Here is a 20,076-nt window from a genome sequence, read left to right on the forward strand (position 1 = left end):
GTTAGAATGTTAAATTATTCCCCATCTTCCTCAAGGCCCTTTTCCATGGCCTTCCAAGCAAGCGTCGCACATTTTATTCTTGCTGGAAACTTGCAAACACCTTGCAACGATTCGATATCGCCAAGGTCTAGACTTTCATCATATTCTTTCCCCTGCATGATATTCGAAAATGCATGAGAGACTTTAATGGCATCATTAATGCTCTTTCCTTTAATTGCTTGTGTCATCATCGATGCAGATGACATTGAAATTGAACATCCTTCTCCCTCAAACTTGGCATCGATTACGATCCCGTTCTCTACTTTCATCGTCAAACGGATTCGGTCCCCACAGGTTGGATTATTCATGTTAACAGTCAAACTGCCGTCTTCCAAAACCCCTTTGTTCCGAGGATTTTTGTAATGATCCATAATGACCTGACGATAAAGTGTATCTAAATTATTAAAAGACATCGCTGAAATACTCCTTTGTTTTAACAAGCCCTTCGACGAGCTTATCAATATCCTCTTCCGTATTATACAAATAGAAGCTGGCCCGAGCGGTTGCTGATGCCTTTAACCATTTCATTAAAGGTTGAGCACAATGATGTCCTGCACGGACTGCAATTCCTTCCGCATCTAAAACAGTTGCTACATCATGTGGATGAACATCATTTATATTAAAGGTAATTACACCGGCACGATTTTTTGGATCTTTCGGACCGTAGATGGTGATTCCCTCAATCTGTGACATTTTTTCCATTCCATATGCTGCTAGTCTATGCTCGTGTGCGAGAATTTGCTCTAATCCAACTTCTTCTAAAAAGTCGATCGCAGCACCTAGTCCAATCGCTCCAGCAATGATTGGAGTACCACCTTCAAACTTCCATGGAAGCTCTTTCCATGTTGAATCATAAAGATCTACAAAATCGATCATTTCCCCACCAAATTCAACTGGCTCCATTTTTTCAAGCAAATGCTTTTTACCATATAATACGCCGATACCCGTTGGACCGCACATTTTATGACCTGAAAAGGCTAAAAAGTCACAATCTAAATCTTGCACATCAATTTTCATATGCGGTACACTTTGAGCTCCGTCAACCACCATAATAGCACCGTTTTCGTGGGCAATTTTGGCAATTTCCTTCACTGGGTTTATGGTTCCTAAAACATTGGAAACTTGCATAACAGAAACAATTTTTGTATTTGCTGTCACGGTTGCCCGAACATCATCAAGTGAAATGGTTCCATCTTCTTGCATTGGTAGGTATTTAAGTGTTGCACCAGTTTGTTTCGCCACTTGCTGCCAAGGAATGATATTACTGTGATGTTCCATTAAAGAAATGACAATTTCATCACCAGGGTGAAGGTTAGCCCCACCATAACTTCTTGCAACTGTATTTAATGAAGTTGTTGTCCCCCGAGTGAAAACAATTTCCTGAATCGATTTAGCATTAATAAACTTACGAACCTTTTCACGAGCACCTTCATAGGCATCCGTAGCACGAGTCCCAAGGGTGTGAACGCCGCGATGAACATTGGAGTTAATTTCACGATAGTAGCGGTCGATGGCCTCGATTACCTGAACTGGCTTCTGTGATGTAGCGGCACTGTCAAGATAAACAAGTGGTTTCCCGTTTATTTCTTGATCTAGTATTGGAAAAAGGTTGCGAATATCATGAATATTCATCATTTTACTTTCCTTTCGATCACTTCAACAAGCTGCTTCTTAACTCCTTCGATTGGTAGTTCATTAACGACTGGTGCTAAGAAACCGTGAATGATTAGGCGTTCTGCCTCTTTTTTTGCAATCCCACGACTCATTAAATAATATAACTGAACAGGGTCTACTCGACCTACTGATGCTGCATGACCGGCAATTACATCATCTTCATCAATCAACAATACAGGGTTAGCGTCTCCACGCGCTTTTTCACTAAGCATCAAAACACGTGATTCTTGTTCGGCATTAGACTTAGAGGCACCATGCTCGATTTTCCCAATACCGTTAAAAATGGACGAGGCACTGTCTTTCATCACACCATGTTTTAGAATGTGGCCTGTTGTATTTTTACCATAATGAACGATTTTTGTTGTAAAGTTTTGAATTTGCTCTCCGCGTCCAACAACAACTGTTTTAGAATCACTCAAAGATCCGTCGCCAATTAGGTTTGTTGTATTTTCAGAAATAGTATTTCCATCATTCATTAATCCTAATGCCCATTCAATTTTAGCATCTCTTGCAGCAACACCGCGTCGGTTAACATACGTTGTCACTTCTTTAGAAAGAGTATCAACAGCACCATATTGAACTTTTGCATTATTATTAGCTAACACTTCTGTCACAATATTAACGACCCCTGTTGCCGCGTTCACCAAGGACACATAATTTTCTACATAGGTTACAGAACTATTATCTTCAGCCAAAACTAACACATGATTGAAAAGACTAGCTTCAGCATCGTCATGGATAAAAACAGCTTGAATTGGTTGAGTTACCTCGACGTTTTTTGGAACATATAGAAAGGTACCACCATTTATTAACGCTGCATGAACAGCTGTTAAGCGATGTTCATCCATTTTTACTCCACTTTTCATCAGATAACGTTGAAGCAAGTCACCATGTTCACGTGCAGCTGAAAAAATATCTGTAAAAATAACTCCTTTTTCTTGCCATTCTTTTGATAACGACAGAAAAACAGGTCGATTATTTCGTTGGATATATAAATTTTTATCTTTTGCCTCTATATCAATTAAAACTTTCACTTCTTCCGGCAATTCGTTAAGGGAAGCGAAATCTTCACTTTTTACGATGTGCTTTGGAAATTGAGTAAAATTCCACTTATCTATTTTCGTTTTATCCGGTCTTGGTAAAGGAAGCGTTTCCGCCAAAGCCATTGCTTGTAAACGAAGTTCTGTTAACCAGGTTGGCTCACCCATTTCCTTTGAAAAAGAGCTGACATAATCCTGGTCAAACGGTAATTTTATTTCAGTTGTCATTTTAATCCCCCCAACGCTTACGCTTCTTGCCCAACTGTTTCGTCTTCAATTCCTAGCTCTTGCTTGATCCAGTCGTATCCTTCTGTTTCTAAGCGTTGTGCCAATTCTGGCCCGCCGGACTTAACAATACGGCCTTGCATCATAACGTGAACGAAATCTGGTTTGATATAATTTAATAGACGTTGATAATGTGTAATCATTAAACATCCGAAATCCTCATTGCGCATTTCATTGATACCCTTTGAAACAACCTTCAGAGCATCAATATCCAAACCCGAGTCAATCTCGTCTAAAATAGCAATTTTAGGCTGAATCATCATTAATTGAAGGATTTCATTACGTTTCTTTTCTCCACCAGAAAATCCTTCGTTTAAATACCGTTGAGCCATATTTTGATCCATTTCAAGGAAATCCATTTTCGCATCCATTTGACGGATAAATTTCATTAACGAAATTTCATTTCCTTCTTCACGTCGACTGTTGACTGCTGAACGTAAAAAATCTGCATTTGTTACTCCGCTAATCTCACTTGGATACTGCATACCGAGAAAAAGACCTGCACGTGCGCGTTCGTCAACTTCCATTTCCAAAACATTTTTCCCGTCCAATGTGATACTTCCTTGTGTTACTTCATATTTTGGATGACCCATAATTGAAGAAGACAAGGTTGACTTTCCAGTTCCGTTAGGGCCCATAATAGCATGGATTTCTCCGCCCTTAATTTCTAAGTTTACACCCTTTAAAATTTCTTTTCCCTCAATAGCAACGTGAAGATCCTTCACCGTTAAAGTTGATCCTGCCATATATAATACCTCCATCACTGTGTATCTTTCAGCCAAAAAGACTGTAAATTTTTCATTCTCAATCTATTCTCATTACAATCTTATAACAAATGAAATTAGTTAGCAACATTTTAGCAGTAATAATAAAATTAGTTATAAAGAACAAATCCCTGAATATATTTCTATATCCTTTATTTTTTCCCTATCCCTTGGTTTCATGTATCACTTGTTTCGTTTGACAAAGCTTTGCAAGTTCAATTTTGTCAAAAATCTTGTATTCATTTGCACTGGTCTGGCAAGTGTTTCTTTCTTATTATATATTTTTTTATGAAATTTTCCTTGTTCTAAATCAATTTAAAAATAAAGGCTGTCGAGAAACTCTCGACAGCCTAAGAACCAATTTCCGATTGGTTCTATTTTTTTAAAAAACTATTTTACTGATAAAACGGCACCTTGGTATTTATCTTTAATGAACTTTTGGATTTCTTCTGATTTAAGGACATCTACAAGTGTTTTAATTTCCTTGTTATCTTTATCTTCAGAACGTACGACAAATAGGTTAGCTGGAACAACGTCATCACCTTCAAATGCGATTCCGTATTTTCCAATGTCGATTCCGCCTTCTAAAGCATAATTCGTATTAATTACAACTGCGTCACCTTCACCGCTTTCGAAAGAAGAGGCTAATAATTTCGCTTCGATTAAAGTTGAGAAATCAAGTTTTTTTGGATTGTCAATAATATCCTCAACTCTTGCATTTTTTCCTACACCTTCTTTAAGCTTAATTAATCCTGCTTTTTCAAAAATAGGAAGAATACGTCCGTGATCACTAAAAGAATCACTCATAATAATTTTTGCACCATTAGGAAGATCTTTTAAACTTTTGTATTTTTTAGAATAAACACCAATTGGTTCTTTGTGGATTTCTCCAACACTTACAAAATCATAATCCTTGTTTTCTTTCATTTGAAGTTCTAAATAACCTGGTGTTTGGAAATAATTTGCATCGAGTTCTTTATCTCTTAACGCAACATTGGGAAGAACATAATCTGTAAACACTTGCACTTCAAGATCAATACCTTTTTTCTTTAATAATGGTTTTGCTGCTTCAAGCACTTCAGCGTGTGGTACTGCTGTTGCCCCAACAATTAACTTCTTGTTTCCATCTTTTCCAGCCTTCTCTGCTGAATCATTTTTCGTACTGCCACAAGCTGCAAGGGTAAAAACTAATAAAGCAATAAATGCAAAACTAAGTATTTTCTTCATGTTTTTCCACTCCTCCTGTTATCGTTTATCTGTTTTCTTAGTAAAATAATCACCAATAAATTGGATGATAAAAACTAATATTAAAATCGCAACTGTTGCCACGAATGTGACTACTGGTCTGTTGCGTTGAAAACCTTCCAAGTAAGCAAAATGACCTAGTCCGCCTGCTCCGATTACTCCAGCCATTGCTGTAAAGCTTACTAATGAAATAGTTGTAACTGTAATCCCGGATATTAAGGCTGGCAATGATTCAGGAATTAATACTTTAAAAATAATATGACTGTGTGTCGCCCCCATTGATTGCGAAGCTTCAATTACACCTTTATCGATTTCTCGAAGAGCAATTTCAACCATTCGTGCGTAAAAGGGTGCAGCACCTATAATTAGGGCAGGTAATGCTGCATTTGCGCCAAGCATTGTACCTAATAATAATTTAGTAAACGGAATGAGCAAAACAATTAATATGATGAAAGGGATTGACCGGAATATATTGACGAAGCCAGAGATAATAAGGTTGATGATTCTGTTTTCCCATATATTACCCTTCGCTGTCAAAAATAATAGTAACCCTAGCACTAGCCCCAAAACAAACGTGGTTAGTACCGAAATCGTAGTCATATAGATGGTTTCACGCGTTGCTGCAATTAATTGGTCCCAATTTACTATTTCCACAGAGTTAGCCATTATTTATCACCTCAACTCCTACTTGCTGCGATTGAATAAATTCTATCGCTTTGCTGATTTCCTGAGGAGCACCATCAAGATGTATAAATAAAGTCCCATAGGAGCCAGTATGTGTTTGTGAAATTTTCCCTTGTAAAATCGTAACTGTTATTTCAAATTGACGAATGAGGTTGGCAATCACTGGTTGCTCCGCCGCATCCCCAACAAAGGTTAATTGAACGACTTGGCCATGTGGATAGCGTGTTAATAAATGCTCAATGATATCTTTTGTTTCTTCAGGCTCAGTCACTTGCTGAACAAACCGTTTCGTAATCTGCTGTTCAGGATGTTTAAAGACGTCTAAAACTCGTCCAATTTCAACGATTTTCCCATCTTCCATGACCGCAACCCGGTGACAAATTTTTCTAATCACATGCATTTCATGCGTAATTAATACTATCGTTAGTCCGAGCCGTTTATTAATATCTACTAATAATTCTAAAATAGAGTCTGTAGTTTGCGGATCCAATGCCGAGGTTGCTTCATCACAAAGTAAAACTTTAGGATTATTTGCAAGTGCCCGAGCAATCCCAACCCTTTGCTTTTGTCCACCACTCAACTGAGCAGGATAGGCATCCTCTCTTCCTTCTAATCCAACTAACTTGATTAGTTCTTCCACACGTTTTTGGCGTTCTAACTTGGAAATCCCAGAAATTTCAAGTGGAAATGCGATATTTTCCCGTACAGTTCTAGACCATAAAAGGTTGAAATGTTGAAAAATCATGCTAATTTCTTGACGTGCTTTACGAAGGGCACTACCTTTAATTTTTGATATCTCCCGACCAGCAACGGTAATGGATCCTTCTGAGGGAAGTTCAAGACCATTGAACATTCGAATTAGCGTACTTTTTCCAGCTCCGCTATAGCCGATAACTCCAAAAATCTCTCCATCTTGCACTTCTAAATCTACATTGTCGACTGCTGTTACGGTACCCGACTTAGAAGGATAAATCTTTTTAACACCTTTTATTGAAATCATCCAATCACCTTCTTTTTATTCTCATAGTAATAAGAAAAGCGGAAGCGCCCCGGTTAGCGCACGACAGGACTGGAGCTATCTGACTGAGATAAAGGAAACACGGAGAGCGAAGCGATCCGATGTTGACTTATCGTAGGGAAGATAGTGAAGTACACTAGTCGCTGGGCGCTGGAGCTAGACAGTAAACTACTTCATAAGTTTATACTTTCTTATTCTGAAATAAAAATGCCTTTCTGCATATGAGCAGAAAGGCATAGTAATGTTCTATATCCCTTTCTCTCATCTTCCAAAGCAGCTTGCTTTGTGTGAATTGGCACCATTTCAATTGCAAAAAGCAAATCGACGGTTGCCGGGCTTCATAGGGCACATCCCTCCACCTCTCTTGATAAGAGTAAAATATTATATTAAGTAAACAATATTCAAACAAATCTTAACTATGATTGTGATTTTATCACGGAATAAAAATCAGTGTCAATGGAAACTTTTATTCTGAAAAAGTTATTTATCTGTTATTACAGTTAGTGAAGATACTCCTGTTGCTTTTTCTATCGCTTGCTCAAGATCCTCAATTAAGTCTTCAGCGTTTTCTATACCAACCGAAAGTCGAATTAAATCTTCTGGCACTCCTGCTGCTACTAACCCTTCATCATCTAACTGTTGATGAGTGGTACTTGCTGGATGAATAATTAAACTTTTTGCATCTCCCACATTAGCTACATGAGTCCAAAGAGAAGCTGCATTAATTAATTTTGCGCCTGCTTCTCGTCCACCTTCAATACCAAAGACCACAACTGAACCTGCACCGTTTGGTAAGTATTTATCAGCTAATGCCTTATCAGGATGTCCTTCACTACCAGGGTATAAAACCCATGCAACAGCAGGATGTGCGTCTAAATAAGCAATAATTTTCTTAGTATTGGCAATATGTTCTCTCATCCGTACAGGGAGCGTTTCTAGACCTAGAACAAATTGGAAAGCATTCTGTGGACTAATCGCTGGTCCCATATCCCTTAGCAGCTGTACTCTTGCTTTAATGATAAATGCTGCTGGTCCTACTGCATCAGTGTAAACTAGACCATTGTAACTAGGGTCTGGTTGTGTAAAAACTGGGAAGTTTCCATTTGCCCAATCAAATTTTCCGCCATCAACAATGATTCCACCTAAGGTTGTTCCGTTTCCACCTATCCATTTTGTTGCTGAGTGGATGACAATATCTGCACCGTACTCAATTGGTCTTAATAAATAAGGTGTTGCAAAAGTGTTATCAACGATTAATGGAATACCTGCTTTATGAGCGATTGCTGCAACCTTTTCAATATCTAATACCCTTAAACTAGGATTTCCAATTGTTTCTGCAAATACTGCCTTTGTTTTATCCGTAATAGCTTGATTAAAATTCTCTGGATCCTCTGGATTAACAAATTTAACATTAATCCCATACCTTGGAAGTGTATTGGCAAATAAATTATAGGTTCCTCCATAAAGGTTTGCTGAGGCAACGATTTCATCTCCGGCTTGGGCAATATTTAATATTGATAACGTAATGGCTGCCATACCACTAGATAGAGCAAGTGCTCCAATTCCGCCTTCTAATAAAGCCACTCTTTCTTCAAAGACTGTTACAGTAGGATTATGGATTCTAGTATATATATAGCCATTTTCTTTCAAACCAAAAAGATTAGCTGCGTGATCGGTGTCTTTAAATTGATAAGCATTACTCATGTAAATTGGTACTGATCTTGCTCCAGTCACAGGATCTGGAGATAATCCTCCATGTACACTTAATGTTTCAAAACGGTAGTTCTTTTGTTTGTCACTCATACTCTTCTCTCCCTTTTCATTGTCTATTGTAAGTAAAAGAACAAATCAAGCAGAACAAAAGGACCAAAAAAACCCTCTTCATAAGAAGAGGGTTGATTGTTTTGATCACATCTCTTCTTATCTCCCAGAGTAAACAGACTCTGCTGGAATTAGCACCGTGTTCCATACCGGTTGCTGGGCGTCACAGGGCCAGTCCCTCTGCCTCTCTTGATAAGATCTTTACTAACTATTCACATTCTCTTGAAAACATCGTAACACAGAAAATTTTGTAAAGTCAATATATTTAAAAATTTATCCGACCAGAAAACTCGGATTTTCTTTATTTGCCAAAAAAAAGATTGATTCCAGTGCCAATGTTGTTCGAAGAGTGGAGGAAATTGTTAGGTATTGATTTGAAATACTTTCTCGAAGTTTTGTTTTTCCAGTCAATAAATCAGCTACTTTTTTATAGTCACCTGCAATATTGACAATCTCCAGCTGATCCACTTGTCCATACTCATCCAGCGCAGTTGCTTTAATATTGTTAAGGGTAAAGGGAAATTCTCCTTTGTCGGTATTCAAACAAATGATTATTGTTCTTTCTTCCATAAGATAATGAAAATGACCTTTTCGATTATAGGTCTCAATAAACGAATTCAAAATATCTCTCAAGGATCCACTCCCCCTCTTTGGATGCTACAACTTAGTTAATTCCACTAAAATTTTCATATTCCTTGTATATTAGTTCGACAAATTTGATAAAAAAAGGCTGTTTTCTAAAAGACTGTGTTATTGAAGAAGTTTTGAATTCATACCGTTGAAAATTAAACTGATTGGAGCGGAAGGTGCTCGACTCCTGCGGGAGCAGCGGGACAGGTGAGACCCCGCAGGCGGAACGCCGAGGAGGCTCACCGCCCGCCCCGCGGAAAGCGAGCACCTGGAGCGGAAATCAACCTCTCCTCAAAAGTAAACAGCAACAAAGTTTACGAAAGCAGACTAAAAAAGACAAAACCATGTCGAAACAAAGTTTTGTCTGTCATTTCCCGAGAAATATTGCTATTATCTTACAATTAATTAGATTAAAATATTTAAATTCCAAAGTTATCAAATAAATTCTTTAATTTTATCGTACAAAAATGGAACAGAATGAAAAGCATAAATTTTTTCTTTCAAAACCCCATTTTTGAATAGGAGCAAACAAGGCACACTTTCTATTGATAATTCCGTTGCAATACGGGGAGAATAATTCAGATTTGATCGAACCAATTCAATCTCTGGTAAAAGTTCTTCGATAATCGTCAACATTTTCCCCGCTACCTGACAAGTTCCGCAAAGAGGGGTATAAAAATAGAGGAGGCTTGTTAAATTTTCACTTATAATCGTCTCAACGTATTCTGCTGGAATTTCCTTCATATTTCTAGGTTCATCCCTTTTTAAGGAACTCTTTAAACACATCTATATTTGCTCCCAACAGTATGGTAGCCAAGTGATGTTCAGGTGCAGACGCTACTTCCTTATAAGCTTTGTCAATATAGAGATGCTCAGCCTCTGGGAATTCCTTTTTAAATTGTTTCCGCAGTTTTTCTCCTGCTTCATCTGCATCCACCAGTATATAAACATCCTTTTCAAGAACAGAGTCTATTAATTCATCTAGACGGGTAAGACCAATTGTCCCATTCGTGCATATAATCTCAATGGGCTCTTTAATGATTTCTTTTACTTTCTTTTTATCAGAAGTGCCTTCAACAATGATGACCTTACCAACTGTTTCTTTCACATTCATCACCTATAAACGTGTTGTATTTTATGTTACCTTATTCAATATTCAATACTTTGGTGTTGTTTTCCTGCATCTATTTTAAGGTTTTGTCTATACCACACATTCAATACGCTGCTTTTTAAACATGGCTTTGTTAAACTAGAATGTTGATTTCCGTTCCAAGCGCTTCGCGCACCTTAGGGGCGGGCGGTGAGCCTCCCTCGGCGCTTAAGTGCCTGCGGGGTCTCACCTGTCCCGCTGCTCCCGCAGGAGTCTTCGCGCCTTCCACTCCAATCAACATTTTGCAAAAAATCAACATTGAGCTTTAACTCATGCTTAAACATAAAAACGCCTTGAATTTGGCCAAGGCGTTTTTAGATTAATCTTCTTTTGTCATTTCTTGATATTTTTCAGCGGTCATTAAATTGTCTATTTCACTTAGATCAGATGGCTCAATGACAACCATCCATGCTTTTTCATAAGGGGATTCATTTACAAATTCGGGGCTATCAGTTAATTCTTCATTAATTTCAACCACTGTACCACTAATTGGAGCATACAATTCAGAAACAGTCTTTACGGATTCCACACTACCGAAGGGCTCATCTGCTGTAAGCTTATCTCCAACCTCTGGAAGCTCAACAAAAACAATATCTCCTAATTCCGCTTGAGCAAAATAAGTTATTCCAACGCGCACTTTTTCTCCTTCAACCTTTACCCACTCATGTTCTACAGAATAACGTAACTCTTTTGGAATACTCATAAAATATTGTCCTCCACTCATTATATTAAAATAGATTATAATTCCTTACTCCATGTTTGTTCAAATTCTTCTTCTTTAAAACCGACTGTAACCTTAACACCATCAGTAACAATTGGACGCTTAATGAGCATCCCATCTGATGTGAGTATATCCAATAAATCACTTTCACTTGTATGCTTGATTTTGTCCTTTAGGCCAAGATCTCGGTATTTTTGTCCACTTGTGTTGAAGAATTTTTTTAGTTCTAAGCCACTTTGCTGATAAAGCTCCGCTAGTTCCTGTCTTGAAGGGGGATTTTCAACAATATGTATTTCGTTATAAACGATTTTCTGATCGTCAAACCACTTTTTTGCTTTCCGACAAGTACCACATTTTGGGTACCAATAAAAGGTTAACGCCATTTTTTCACCTCCATGTATTTTGCCCAGTTTATCCACTATTGTAAAACATGGTTCTTAAAAAAAACAGGAATCTTACTCCTAAGAAAATAATTCGACCCCTAGGGAAGCAAATCCTTCTTACAAAAGGATAGGCCCTCCTCATTTAGAGGAAAGCCTTAAATGTCTTTTATACGGAATACTTTTCTGCCTCAATTAACCTATCAGCTACCTCGCGCTTTTTTTCTATCACATTGATTGGTGTGTGACGAGTATATTTACGGAGGGATGAAATCAGCATCCGAAGTGTATCTCCTTTTTCAACAGCAATCAATGTTTCTTTTGCATCTTGTTCGATCTTATTAAAGGCTTCTTGACAAAAGATTTGCGTGTAGAGCAGCTTTTGTTTACTTTTTTCTACACCTGTTTTGGCAATTGCCTTTTCCGTTCGAAGGACAACGGATTCCATTGCGTAAGCACTTGAAACAATATCAGCAATATTAGCTAATATCTCCTGCTCCTTCTCAAGCTCTCTGCCAAATTTTTGAGCTGCTAATCCAATAGCTAACAAGCCGATTTTTTTGGCATTCCCTACTAAATATTTTTCTTGAGCAAGTGGTTCATCCCCCGGTTCTACTGGAATGAGCATCATTAGTTCTTCTTGCAAAACTTGTGCCTTTTGTAATAAAGGAAGCTCACCTTTTAGTGCTTTTCGAATGAAGGTTCCTGGCACTAATAACCTATTAATTTCGTTTGTCCCTTCAAAGATCCGGTTAATTCTGGAGTCACGATAGGCTCTTTCAATTTCATATTCTTGAATAAAGCCATATCCACCATGGATTTGAACACCCTCATCAACCACATAATCTAACACTTCAGATGCGAAAAACTTGTTTAATGAACATTCAATCGCATATTCCGAAATGGAGATAGCTACTTCTTTCGGATTTTTAACTTGTTCCTCCGTTAATTGACCCATTCGTTCTTCATATAGTCCAACTGTCCGATATACCGATGTTTCAGCCGCATAAATTTTGGTTGCCATTGTCGCAAGCTTTTCTTTGGTCAAATTGAACTGGGAAATAGGTGTTTTAAATTGTTGCCTCATATTTGCGTACTGGACTGCTAACTCAAATGCCCGTTTCGCTCCACCAACCACCCCTACTCCAAGTTTGTATCGACCAATATTTAAAATATTAAAGGCAATTACATGACCTTTTCCAGGTTCCCCAAGCAAGTTTTCTTTTGGTACAGGAACATCTTGAAGGATTAAGGTCCTAGTCGAAGAGCTTTTAATTCCCATTTTCTTTTCTTCTGCCCCAGTTGATACTCCAGGGAAATCACGATCGACGATAAATGCGGTAAAATGTTCCCCATCTATCTTTGCGTAAACAATGAAAACATCAGCAAACCCTGAATTAGTAATCCACTGCTTTTCACCGTTTAGGATAAAGTGAGTACCTTCTTGATTCAAATTGGCTGAGGTTTTTGCTCCCAGTGCATCAGAACCCGATCCAGGTTCTGTTAACGCATAGGCTGCAAGCATTTCACCATTTGCAAGCTTAGGTAAGTATTTTTGTTTTTGTTCTTCATTTCCAAACAACACAATGGGAAGCGATCCTATACCCACATGTGCTCCATGGGAGAGGGAAAATCCTCCTGCACGTGCCATTTTTTCTGTTATGAGGGATGAACTAATTTTATCTAATCCTAATCCCCCATATTCTTCTGGTACATCGGCACCTAATAATCCCAATTCCCCAGCTTCTTTTAAAAGCCGAACCGTTCGATTAAACTCGTGATTCTCTAGATATTCAACTTCTGGGAGTACTTCATTTTTGACAAAGTCCTCTGTTGTTTTGGCAATCATTTTTTGTTCATCCGTTAAATCCTCAAGTGTCCAAACACGATCATATGCAATATCTTCAATTAAAAAGCTTCCACCCTTAATTAACCGTTCAGTTTGATTTGACATTCGTTTACCCCCTTTTGAATGAATTAGAACTATTTTTATAAAAGTTCAAAGACTCCAGCTGCACCCATTCCACCGCCAATGCACATCGTCACAATACCAAATTGCTCATTACGTCGTTTCATCTCGTGAATGAGTGATAGGGTTAGCTTCGCACCAGTACATCCTAGCGGGTGTCCAAGAGCGATCGCTCCACCATTTACATTTACTTTTTCGTCATCAAGTCCTAGCTCCCGGATGATTTGCAAGGATTGCGAAGCAAAAGCTTCGTTCAATTCAATTAGACCAATATCCGCTAACTCCAGACCGGCATTTTTAAGGGCTTTAGGAATGGCCACTATGGGGCCAATTCCCATTACTTCAGGGGGAACACCTCCAACGGCAAATGATCTAAACTTTGCCAATGGTTTTAAACCCAAAGTTTCAGCCTTTTCACGATCCATAACCATCACTGCGGCAGCCCCATCACTCGTTTGAGAGGCATTTCCTGCCGTTACACTCCCTGTTACCGAGAAGGCCGGCCGAAGTTTTGCTAGCGCTTCCATATTTGTCCCCACTCGAACACCTTCATCTTGACTGAATAAAAGGTTTTTCTCAATTAACTTATGATCATTTCCGACAGAGCGGATCGTTGCATGTACCGGAACGATTTCATCAACAAATTTCCCTGCTTGGATGGCTTTAGCTGCCCTTTGGTGGCTACGCACTGCAAAAGCATCCTGATCCTCACGCGAGATGCCATATTTTTTGGCAACTTCCTCAGCGGTATGTCCCATACTCATATAGTATTCAGGTGCTGATTCGGCCAGTTTTGCATTTGGTCGAACAACGTGGCCCATCATCGGGACCAAACTCATCGATTCTGCACCACCAGCTATTACCGTATCAGCATGACCAATCATAATTCTTTCCGCTGCATAAGCAATTGCCTGTAATCCGGATGAACAATAACGATTGATCGTAATCGCTGGGACTGAATAGGGTAAACCAGCTAATGCTCCAATATTTCGGGCCATATTCATTCCTTGTTCTGCCTCAGGCATCGCACAGCCAATAATTAAATCATCGATATCTCCTTGATAATTTCCAGCACGTCTCAATGTCTCTTTTACAACAATGGCTCCTAAATCATCCGGACGGACTTGGGCAAGCGTACCCTTTTTTGCTCTTCCTACTGGGGTCCGCGCTCCATCAACAATTACCGCTTCTCTCATCTCTTTCCCCACTTTCTGAACTATGTTTATACTTAAAGGGTCATGTTTTTTTCGATAAAGTTGTTAGCTTACGGCCGTTTCCTTGACGAAATCTATGAATCTCCAAAGCTTAGTTACGTAATGGTTTCCCTTTGACTAACATATGTTGCATTCTTTGTTGCGATTTCGGTTCGGCAACTAAACTTAGGAAGGATTCCCTTTCTAAGTCCAATAAATATTGTTCATCTACTTCCGTCCCATAGGGTAGTTTTCCGCCTGCAATCACGTATGCTAATTTTTTGGCGATTTTTAAGTCATGTTCAGAAATATAGCCAGATAAGAACATTGATTGAGCACCAAGTAGCAGAAGAGCAAATCCCGTTTCCCCAACTACCGGTATTTTTTTACGTAAGGGTGGCTTGTAGCCTTTTCTGTCTAATTCAAGCACGGCTTGTTTGGCATCGTATATTAAATGATCTCCATTAATACTGATTCCGTCCGAGTCTGATAGGAAAAAGGATTCCCTCGCCTCCTCAGCTGAGGTTGATACTTTGGCCAAAGCAACTTTTTCAAAAACACTGTTAGCCACCTTTTGCAGATCTACCTCTACTCCAGTTGGATAGCTATTCAGGTGCTTTATATAAAGTTCTTTATTCCCGCCGCCACCAGGGATTAATCCCACACCTGTTTCAACAAGTCCCAGATAAGTTTCCATGGAGGCTTGAATACGCGCAGCTGGTAAACAAACCTCTGTCCCTCCCCCAAGCGTCATACTAAATGGAGCAGCCACAACAGGCTTGGTACTATATTTAATTTTCATCATCGCTTGTTGAAAGCTCCGAACGACTAAATCTAGTTCAAAAATATTGTCATCCTGGGCCTCCATCAAGATCATTGCCAGGTTTGCACCAACACAGAAATTTTTCCCTTGGTTCCCGATTACCAGCCCTTTATAGTTCTTCTCTACCTCATCGATTGCAATATTAATCATTTGAGTAATATCTGGACCAATCGCATTGTTTGGAGAGTGGAATTGAAGTAGGGCAACCCCATCGCCAAGATCAATCAGACTAGCACCACTATTTTTTTTAATAACTTTATTAGCTTGTTTTTTTAGTTGCTTAAGGTTGATGACCTTGGGATTTATTGGAATTTCTCTGTATTCTCCATTTTGATAATAGGAAACCTTTCCATCCTGATTTTGATAAAAAGAAGTATAACCTTTAGCTAACATTTCTTTAATCCATTGCGGAATGGATTGCCCATCTAGCTCCATTTTTGCAACAGCTTTTTCTACACCAATGGCATCCCATGTTTCAAATGGCCCTTGCTCCCAGCCGAAGCCCCACTTCATTGCTTGGTCAATCGCGAGAATATTGTCGGCGATTTCACCAGATAATTCAGCAGCGTAGACAAGGACTGGGCTAATTATGTTCCACAGCAATGTCCCAGCACGGTCTTCTTTATAAACAAGCGCTTTCATTTTATTGCTGAGGCCCTTTTCTTGTTTGCTGGATTCTATTGCAGCGGTCTTAAGTTTTTTTACTGGTCCATATTCTAATGTATGGGGATCTAGTTCAAGAATTTCCTTGACCTTTTTAATAAAAAATCCTTGACCAGTTTTACTGCCAAGCCAGCCTCTTTGAAGCATTTCCTTCATAAACGCTGGAACTTTAAACACTTCTTTCTCTTTACCGTCTACTTGGTCATAAACGTTGTTTGCTACATGAACAAATGTATCAAGTCCAACGACATCAAGCGTTCTGAATGTAGCACTTTTGGGCCTACCAATAAGTGGTCCAGTAATCGAATCCACTTCCCCAATACTGTATCCACCCTTCAACATTTCCTGTGCCGTAACCATTAAGCCATACGTGCCAATTCGGTTGGCGATAAAATTCGGTGTATCCTTTGCCGTAACAACTCCTTTACCTAATACATCTTCACCAAATTTTTTCATGAAAGAAAGAACTTCTAGGTCTGTATGCTTAGTTGGAATGATTTCAAGTAGCTTTAAATATCTCGGTGGATTAAAAAAGTGAGTCCCCAAGAAGTGTGTTTGGAAATCATTTGAACGCCCCTCTGCCATCGCTTCAATTGAAATCCCTGATGTATTGGAGCTGACAATACTACCAGGTCTTCGATATTGATCTACTTTTGAAAAAACCTGTTTTTTTACCGTCAGGTTTTCTACAACTACTTCAATAATCCAATCGACCTCGCAAAGTCGCTCCATATCATCTTCAAAATTCCCAGCCTCGAGCAGGGAAAGATTTCTTTTCGAAGCTAGCGGTGCCGGTTTTTGGTTTAGTAATTTTTGTAGTGCCTCTGTACTAAAGCGATTTCTTACCTGTTTGTCCTGAAGGGTTAAACCCTTGACTTGTTCTGCTTCAGTTATTTCTTTCGGAACAATATCCAGCAATAAAGTTGGAATTCCAATATTCGCAAGATGGGCAGCGATTCCCGAACCCATTACCCCTGAGCCTAAAACAGCAGCTTTCTTTATCCGTTGAATCAATCTGTTTTCCTCCTCAAACTTTATTGAATGAATACTCATTCATTTTTTATCCAAAAAATTTTAACAGGATTTAATTTTGATATTTATACTATAAAATATTTCGAATTTTTAATCAATATTAACGAGGTGAAAAATTTAAATTTTTAGATAAATAGAATACATCCCTTTTGGACACCATATGATTGGAGGTGATCGATTATGGCCAAACGCAAGAAAAACCCTTCTAAAGCAGGTGTAAGCGCAGCAAGTGTTAAAGGTGATGCCGGTCCTACAGTGGAATTAGACGGTGGCGGAAAAGTAAATAGCCAAAACAACCAGTATAAAAAATAATATGAAGGGAGTCTGACGCCTTAACTGGAGGGGTCTGACCCCTTTAAACAAACGTATTGACTAGCGGCTTCCCCCTTTATCTCCATGATTATTTTTTTAACATCCCCTTTAAAACAAAGGCCACATTGGCTGGGCGCTCAGCTAAACGTCGCATGAAATATCCATACCAGTCCGTTCCGTAAGGGACATAGACACGCATTTTATAGCCCTCTTGTACAAGCATCAGTTGTCTTTCCGGTCTAATCCCATATAACATTTGAAATTCAAACCGTTCATTTGGGATATTGTATTCACCCACAATTTGTTTTGTATACTCAATTATCGCGTCATCATGAGTTGCTATTGCTGTATAATTGCCATTTAATATATGCATTTTAATGATTTTCTTAAAGTTTTCGTCAACATCCTTTTTTTCTGGGAAGGCAACTTCTGCAGATTCCTTATAAGCCCCTTTTACCAAACGAAGATTTGGAGAAAATTTATTTAAATCCTCGATATCGAACGCAGATCGGAATAAATAGGCCTGAATAACCGTCCCTACATGGGCATATTCGGATTTTAGTATTTTAAAAATATCGATTGTTTTCTGACAGCGATTAAAATCTTCCATATCAATAGTAACAAACACATCATTTCTTGATGCTACTTCAAGAATTCGCCGCATATTTTTTAAGACTATATCTTCAGAAATATCTAAACCCATTGAAGTCATTTTTAACGAAAGCTGTGAATTAATCCCTTCGCGCCCTATCACCTCAATGGCCTCAATTGTCTTATTTACCCTGTCATTTGCTTCAATTTCGTTGTCAACAAATTCTCCAAGATAGTCAAGGGTGACCATTAGTCCTTTTTGGTTTAGTTCCTTAATCACATGAACGGCACGACCAATCGATTCACCTGCAACAAAACGAGATGCACCGAAATGGAGGCCATATTTTCTTGCCAGCTTTGTTAATGATTTATTTTTTGATAAAAACAAGAAAAATTCTCTCATTAATTGCTCCATCGCTGTTGCCCTCCCAAAAAATATTCTTAATTTCGTGGACAGGTTTTACACATTTTTGGATAAACTTCCAATTGGTAAGAAGAACAACACGTTTTTCTTAGACGTATTTCTCGGTTAAGTTCAGCATTTAATACTGGTTTAGAATAATATTTTGTTAATGGATTTTGATGATTGTCGCCAAATAGGGCACCCGATGCGTCATTCAAGATGAAATCCAGGTCCTTTTGCGCTTGATCCCTTACCATTGAATCTTCATTTTTGGATAGCACTGATTCATAAAGCCAAAAGATATAAATGGCTATGTTTTCCCAAAGGATGATTTTCGATATCTTCGTTGTCTTGACCAAGCAATTTATCAAAGGAAAGAAATGGTTCTTAAACAATTCTGCTACTGACTCACGCCGCCAATCCTCCCGATTCATCCTATTTGCCTCGTTAAATGAAAGGTCCTTCAAATATAAGCAGGGGAGCCATAAGCCATCTCGTTTAGCAGATACAATGGTTATATTTGGTATTGAAATATTTAACCGTTTATTCCAAGCTGTCATCGAAAAAAGGTAAATCACAGCCAAATAGGCATAGCGTTTTATAAAGATGGATGCAGCCACTTTATCATTCGGTGACCCTACTTCTTGTTTTATGTTCTGCAAGTATTTAACTAATCTCTTATCATCTTCGTATATTACCTGTAATTCAATAGACAGATCGGATTCCATTTTTCTATCGGTAAACCTCATCCCCTTGAGGATGGAAATTTCTTGTTCACTTAGTTTACTAATCATTAATTAGCCACAACCTCTTCCTTAATAATACGTCTCCCCCTACCATAGGGAATACAAAGAGGTGTTCCAAATAATGGGTCAACTGTTACTTGGCATTCCATATCGAATACGTTTTTCACCATGCTGCAATTAACAACATACTCAGGTTTTCCCTCAGCATAAATTTTTTGATCTTTAATCGCAACGATATTATGCGCGTAACGACAGGCTAAATTTAGATCGTGAAGCACCATGACAATTGTTCGATTTTCTCGCTCATTTAGTTCAAATAATAAATCCAAGATTTCAATTTGGTGGGTCATATCTAAATAAGTAGTTGGTTCATCCAAAAGGAGAACTTCAGTGTCCTGTGCTAAAGTCATGGCAATCCAAGCGCGTTGTCTCTGTCCACCAGATAGTGAATCAACCGTGCGATCGCGTAAGTGTTCAATTCCAGTAGCCTTAAAAGCTTGATTTACTTTTTCTTCATCTTCCGTTGACCATTGTTTTAACCATGATTGGTAGGGATAACGCCCTTGCTTTACTAACTGTAAAACCGTTAACCCTTCTGGTGCAGTCGGAGATTGAGGAAGTATCGCCATTTTCTTAGCAACATCCTTTGTGGACAAACTTGCTATTGCTGCGCCATCAAGCAAAACTGTACCTGATTTTGGTTTAAGCAATCTCGCCACTGAGCGAAGGAGCGTTGATTTACCACAGCCATTCCCCCCGATAAAAACAGTAATTTCACCCTTGGGGATTTCTAGATTAAGCTCATTGATAATGATGCTGTCTCCATATGAAAGAGTTAGTTTTTCTGTTTGAATTGCATGCATCATTTCACCATCTCCTTTATTTTATGAGCA

Annotated in this window: 20 protein-coding genes and 2 riboswitches; of the genes, 1 reads left to right on the plus strand and 19 read right to left on the minus strand. The window is 38.6% G+C overall.

Annotation, left to right across the window (positions count from 1 at the left end; all coding sequences use genetic code 11):
• Nucleotides 1–14: 14 nt before the first annotated feature.
• The 16 genes from sufU to B1NLA3E_RS19575 all read right to left on the minus strand — a co-directional run bounded on the left by sufU (nt 15) and on the right by B1NLA3E_RS19575 (nt 17,113).
• Nucleotides 15–452: a Fe-S cluster assembly sulfur transfer protein SufU gene (gene sufU, locus B1NLA3E_RS19495; protein WP_015595534.1), complete on the minus strand. Its 438-nt coding sequence runs from the start codon at nt 450–452 to the stop codon at nt 15–17.
• On the minus strand, nt 442–1,671 hold the full coding sequence (locus B1NLA3E_RS19500; protein ID WP_015595535.1) for a cysteine desulfurase: 1,230 nt from the start codon (nt 1,669–1,671) through the stop codon (nt 442–444). The genes sufU and B1NLA3E_RS19500 overlap by 11 nt, the downstream gene beginning before the upstream one ends.
• Nucleotides 1,671–2,981, minus strand: a complete 1,311-nt coding sequence (sufD, locus tag B1NLA3E_RS19505; protein WP_015595536.1) for a Fe-S cluster assembly protein SufD — start codon at nt 2,979–2,981, stop codon at nt 1,671–1,673. The genes B1NLA3E_RS19500 and sufD overlap by 1 nt, the downstream gene beginning before the upstream one ends.
• 17 nt (nt 2,982–2,998) lie before the next feature.
• Nucleotides 2,999–3,784, minus strand: coding sequence for a Fe-S cluster assembly ATPase SufC (gene sufC, locus B1NLA3E_RS19510; protein ID WP_015595537.1), 786 nt, complete (start codon nt 3,782–3,784; stop codon nt 2,999–3,001).
• A gap of 408 nt (nt 3,785–4,192) precedes the next feature.
• Nucleotides 4,193–5,029 carry a MetQ/NlpA family ABC transporter substrate-binding protein gene (locus tag B1NLA3E_RS19515; RefSeq protein ID WP_015595538.1) on the minus strand — a complete coding sequence of 279 codons (837 nt, stop codon included), beginning with the start codon at nt 5,027–5,029 and terminating at the stop codon, nt 4,193–4,195.
• An 18-nt stretch (nt 5,030–5,047) separates the two neighbouring features.
• The gene (locus B1NLA3E_RS19520; RefSeq protein WP_015595539.1) at nt 5,048–5,713 is read right to left on the minus strand and encodes a methionine ABC transporter permease; all 666 of its coding nucleotides are present in this window, start codon (nt 5,711–5,713) and stop codon (nt 5,048–5,050) included.
• A complete protein-coding gene (locus B1NLA3E_RS19525) occupies nt 5,706–6,731 on the minus strand; it encodes a methionine ABC transporter ATP-binding protein (RefSeq protein WP_015595540.1) in 1,026 nt (341 codons plus the stop codon). The genes B1NLA3E_RS19520 and B1NLA3E_RS19525 overlap by 8 nt, the downstream gene beginning before the upstream one ends.
• Before the next feature lie 276 nt (nt 6,732–7,007).
• Nucleotides 7,008–7,123, minus strand: a riboswitch (SAM riboswitch).
• Nucleotides 7,124–7,229: 106 nt separating this feature from the next.
• On the minus strand, nt 7,230–8,552 hold the full coding sequence (locus B1NLA3E_RS19530; RefSeq protein WP_041580701.1) for an O-acetylhomoserine aminocarboxypropyltransferase/cysteine synthase family protein: 1,323 nt from the start codon (nt 8,550–8,552) through the stop codon (nt 7,230–7,232).
• Nucleotides 8,553–8,666: 114 nt separating this feature from the next.
• Nucleotides 8,667–8,769, minus strand: a riboswitch (SAM riboswitch).
• Nucleotides 8,770–8,843: 74 nt separating this feature from the next.
• A complete protein-coding gene (locus tag B1NLA3E_RS19535; RefSeq protein ID WP_015595542.1) occupies nt 8,844–9,203 on the minus strand; it encodes a hypothetical protein in 360 nt (119 codons plus the stop codon).
• 432 nt (nt 9,204–9,635) lie between these two features.
• Entirely contained in the window at nt 9,636–9,944 is a 309-nt protein-coding gene (locus B1NLA3E_RS19545; protein WP_015595544.1) for a thioredoxin family protein, read from the minus strand.
• Nucleotides 9,945–9,954: 10 nt separating this feature from the next.
• Nucleotides 9,955–10,308 (minus strand): toprim domain-containing protein, encoded by a 354-nt coding sequence (locus B1NLA3E_RS19550; RefSeq protein ID WP_015595545.1) that lies wholly within the window; start codon nt 10,306–10,308, stop codon nt 9,955–9,957.
• Between the two features lie 361 nt (nt 10,309–10,669).
• Nucleotides 10,670–11,053 carry a glycine cleavage system protein GcvH gene (gene gcvH, locus B1NLA3E_RS19555; protein ID WP_015595546.1) on the minus strand — a complete coding sequence of 128 codons (384 nt, stop codon included), beginning with the start codon at nt 11,051–11,053 and terminating at the stop codon, nt 10,670–10,672.
• A gap of 35 nt (nt 11,054–11,088) precedes the next feature.
• Nucleotides 11,089–11,454, minus strand: a complete 366-nt coding sequence (locus B1NLA3E_RS19560) for an arsenate reductase family protein (protein ID WP_015595547.1) — start codon at nt 11,452–11,454, stop codon at nt 11,089–11,091.
• Between the two features lie 166 nt (nt 11,455–11,620).
• Complete coding sequence (locus B1NLA3E_RS19565; protein WP_015595548.1) at nt 11,621–13,405, minus strand: acyl-CoA dehydrogenase family protein; 1,785 nt, start codon at nt 13,403–13,405, stop codon at nt 11,621–11,623.
• 35 nt (nt 13,406–13,440) lie between these two features.
• Entirely contained in the window at nt 13,441–14,616 is a 1,176-nt protein-coding gene (locus B1NLA3E_RS19570) for an acetyl-CoA C-acetyltransferase (protein WP_015595549.1), read from the minus strand.
• Between the two features lie 109 nt (nt 14,617–14,725).
• Nucleotides 14,726–17,113 (minus strand): 3-hydroxyacyl-CoA dehydrogenase/enoyl-CoA hydratase family protein, encoded by a 2,388-nt coding sequence (locus B1NLA3E_RS19575; protein WP_015595550.1) that lies wholly within the window; start codon nt 17,111–17,113, stop codon nt 14,726–14,728.
• A gap of 198 nt (nt 17,114–17,311) precedes the next feature.
• On the opposite strand from B1NLA3E_RS19575, the gene B1NLA3E_RS24385 reads away from it, so the two are divergent.
• A complete protein-coding gene (locus tag B1NLA3E_RS24385) occupies nt 17,312–17,443 on the plus strand; it encodes a YuzL family protein (RefSeq protein ID WP_015595551.1) in 132 nt (43 codons plus the stop codon).
• Between the two features lie 88 nt (nt 17,444–17,531).
• On the opposite strand, the gene B1NLA3E_RS19580 is transcribed toward B1NLA3E_RS24385, so the two are convergent.
• Genes B1NLA3E_RS19580 through B1NLA3E_RS19590 form a run of 3 tightly spaced genes read right to left on the minus strand, consistent with a single transcriptional unit; the run spans nt 17,532 to nt 20,049 of the window.
• Nucleotides 17,532–18,449: a proline dehydrogenase family protein gene (locus B1NLA3E_RS19580; RefSeq protein WP_015595552.1), complete on the minus strand. Its 918-nt coding sequence runs from the start codon at nt 18,447–18,449 to the stop codon at nt 17,532–17,534.
• Nucleotides 18,450–18,475: 26 nt separating this feature from the next.
• Entirely contained in the window at nt 18,476–19,231 is a 756-nt protein-coding gene (locus B1NLA3E_RS19585; RefSeq protein ID WP_015595553.1) for an IucA/IucC family C-terminal-domain containing protein, read from the minus strand.
• Nucleotides 19,231–20,049, minus strand: a complete 819-nt coding sequence (locus tag B1NLA3E_RS19590) for an ABC transporter ATP-binding protein (protein ID WP_041580703.1) — start codon at nt 20,047–20,049, stop codon at nt 19,231–19,233. Before B1NLA3E_RS19590 ends, B1NLA3E_RS19585 begins: the two co-directional genes overlap by 1 nt.
• Nucleotides 20,050–20,076 lie beyond the last annotated feature (27 nt).

Source organism: Bacillus sp. 1NLA3E (assembly GCF_000242895.2).
GTDB lineage: Bacteria > Bacillota > Bacilli > Bacillales > Cytobacillaceae > Bacillus_BU.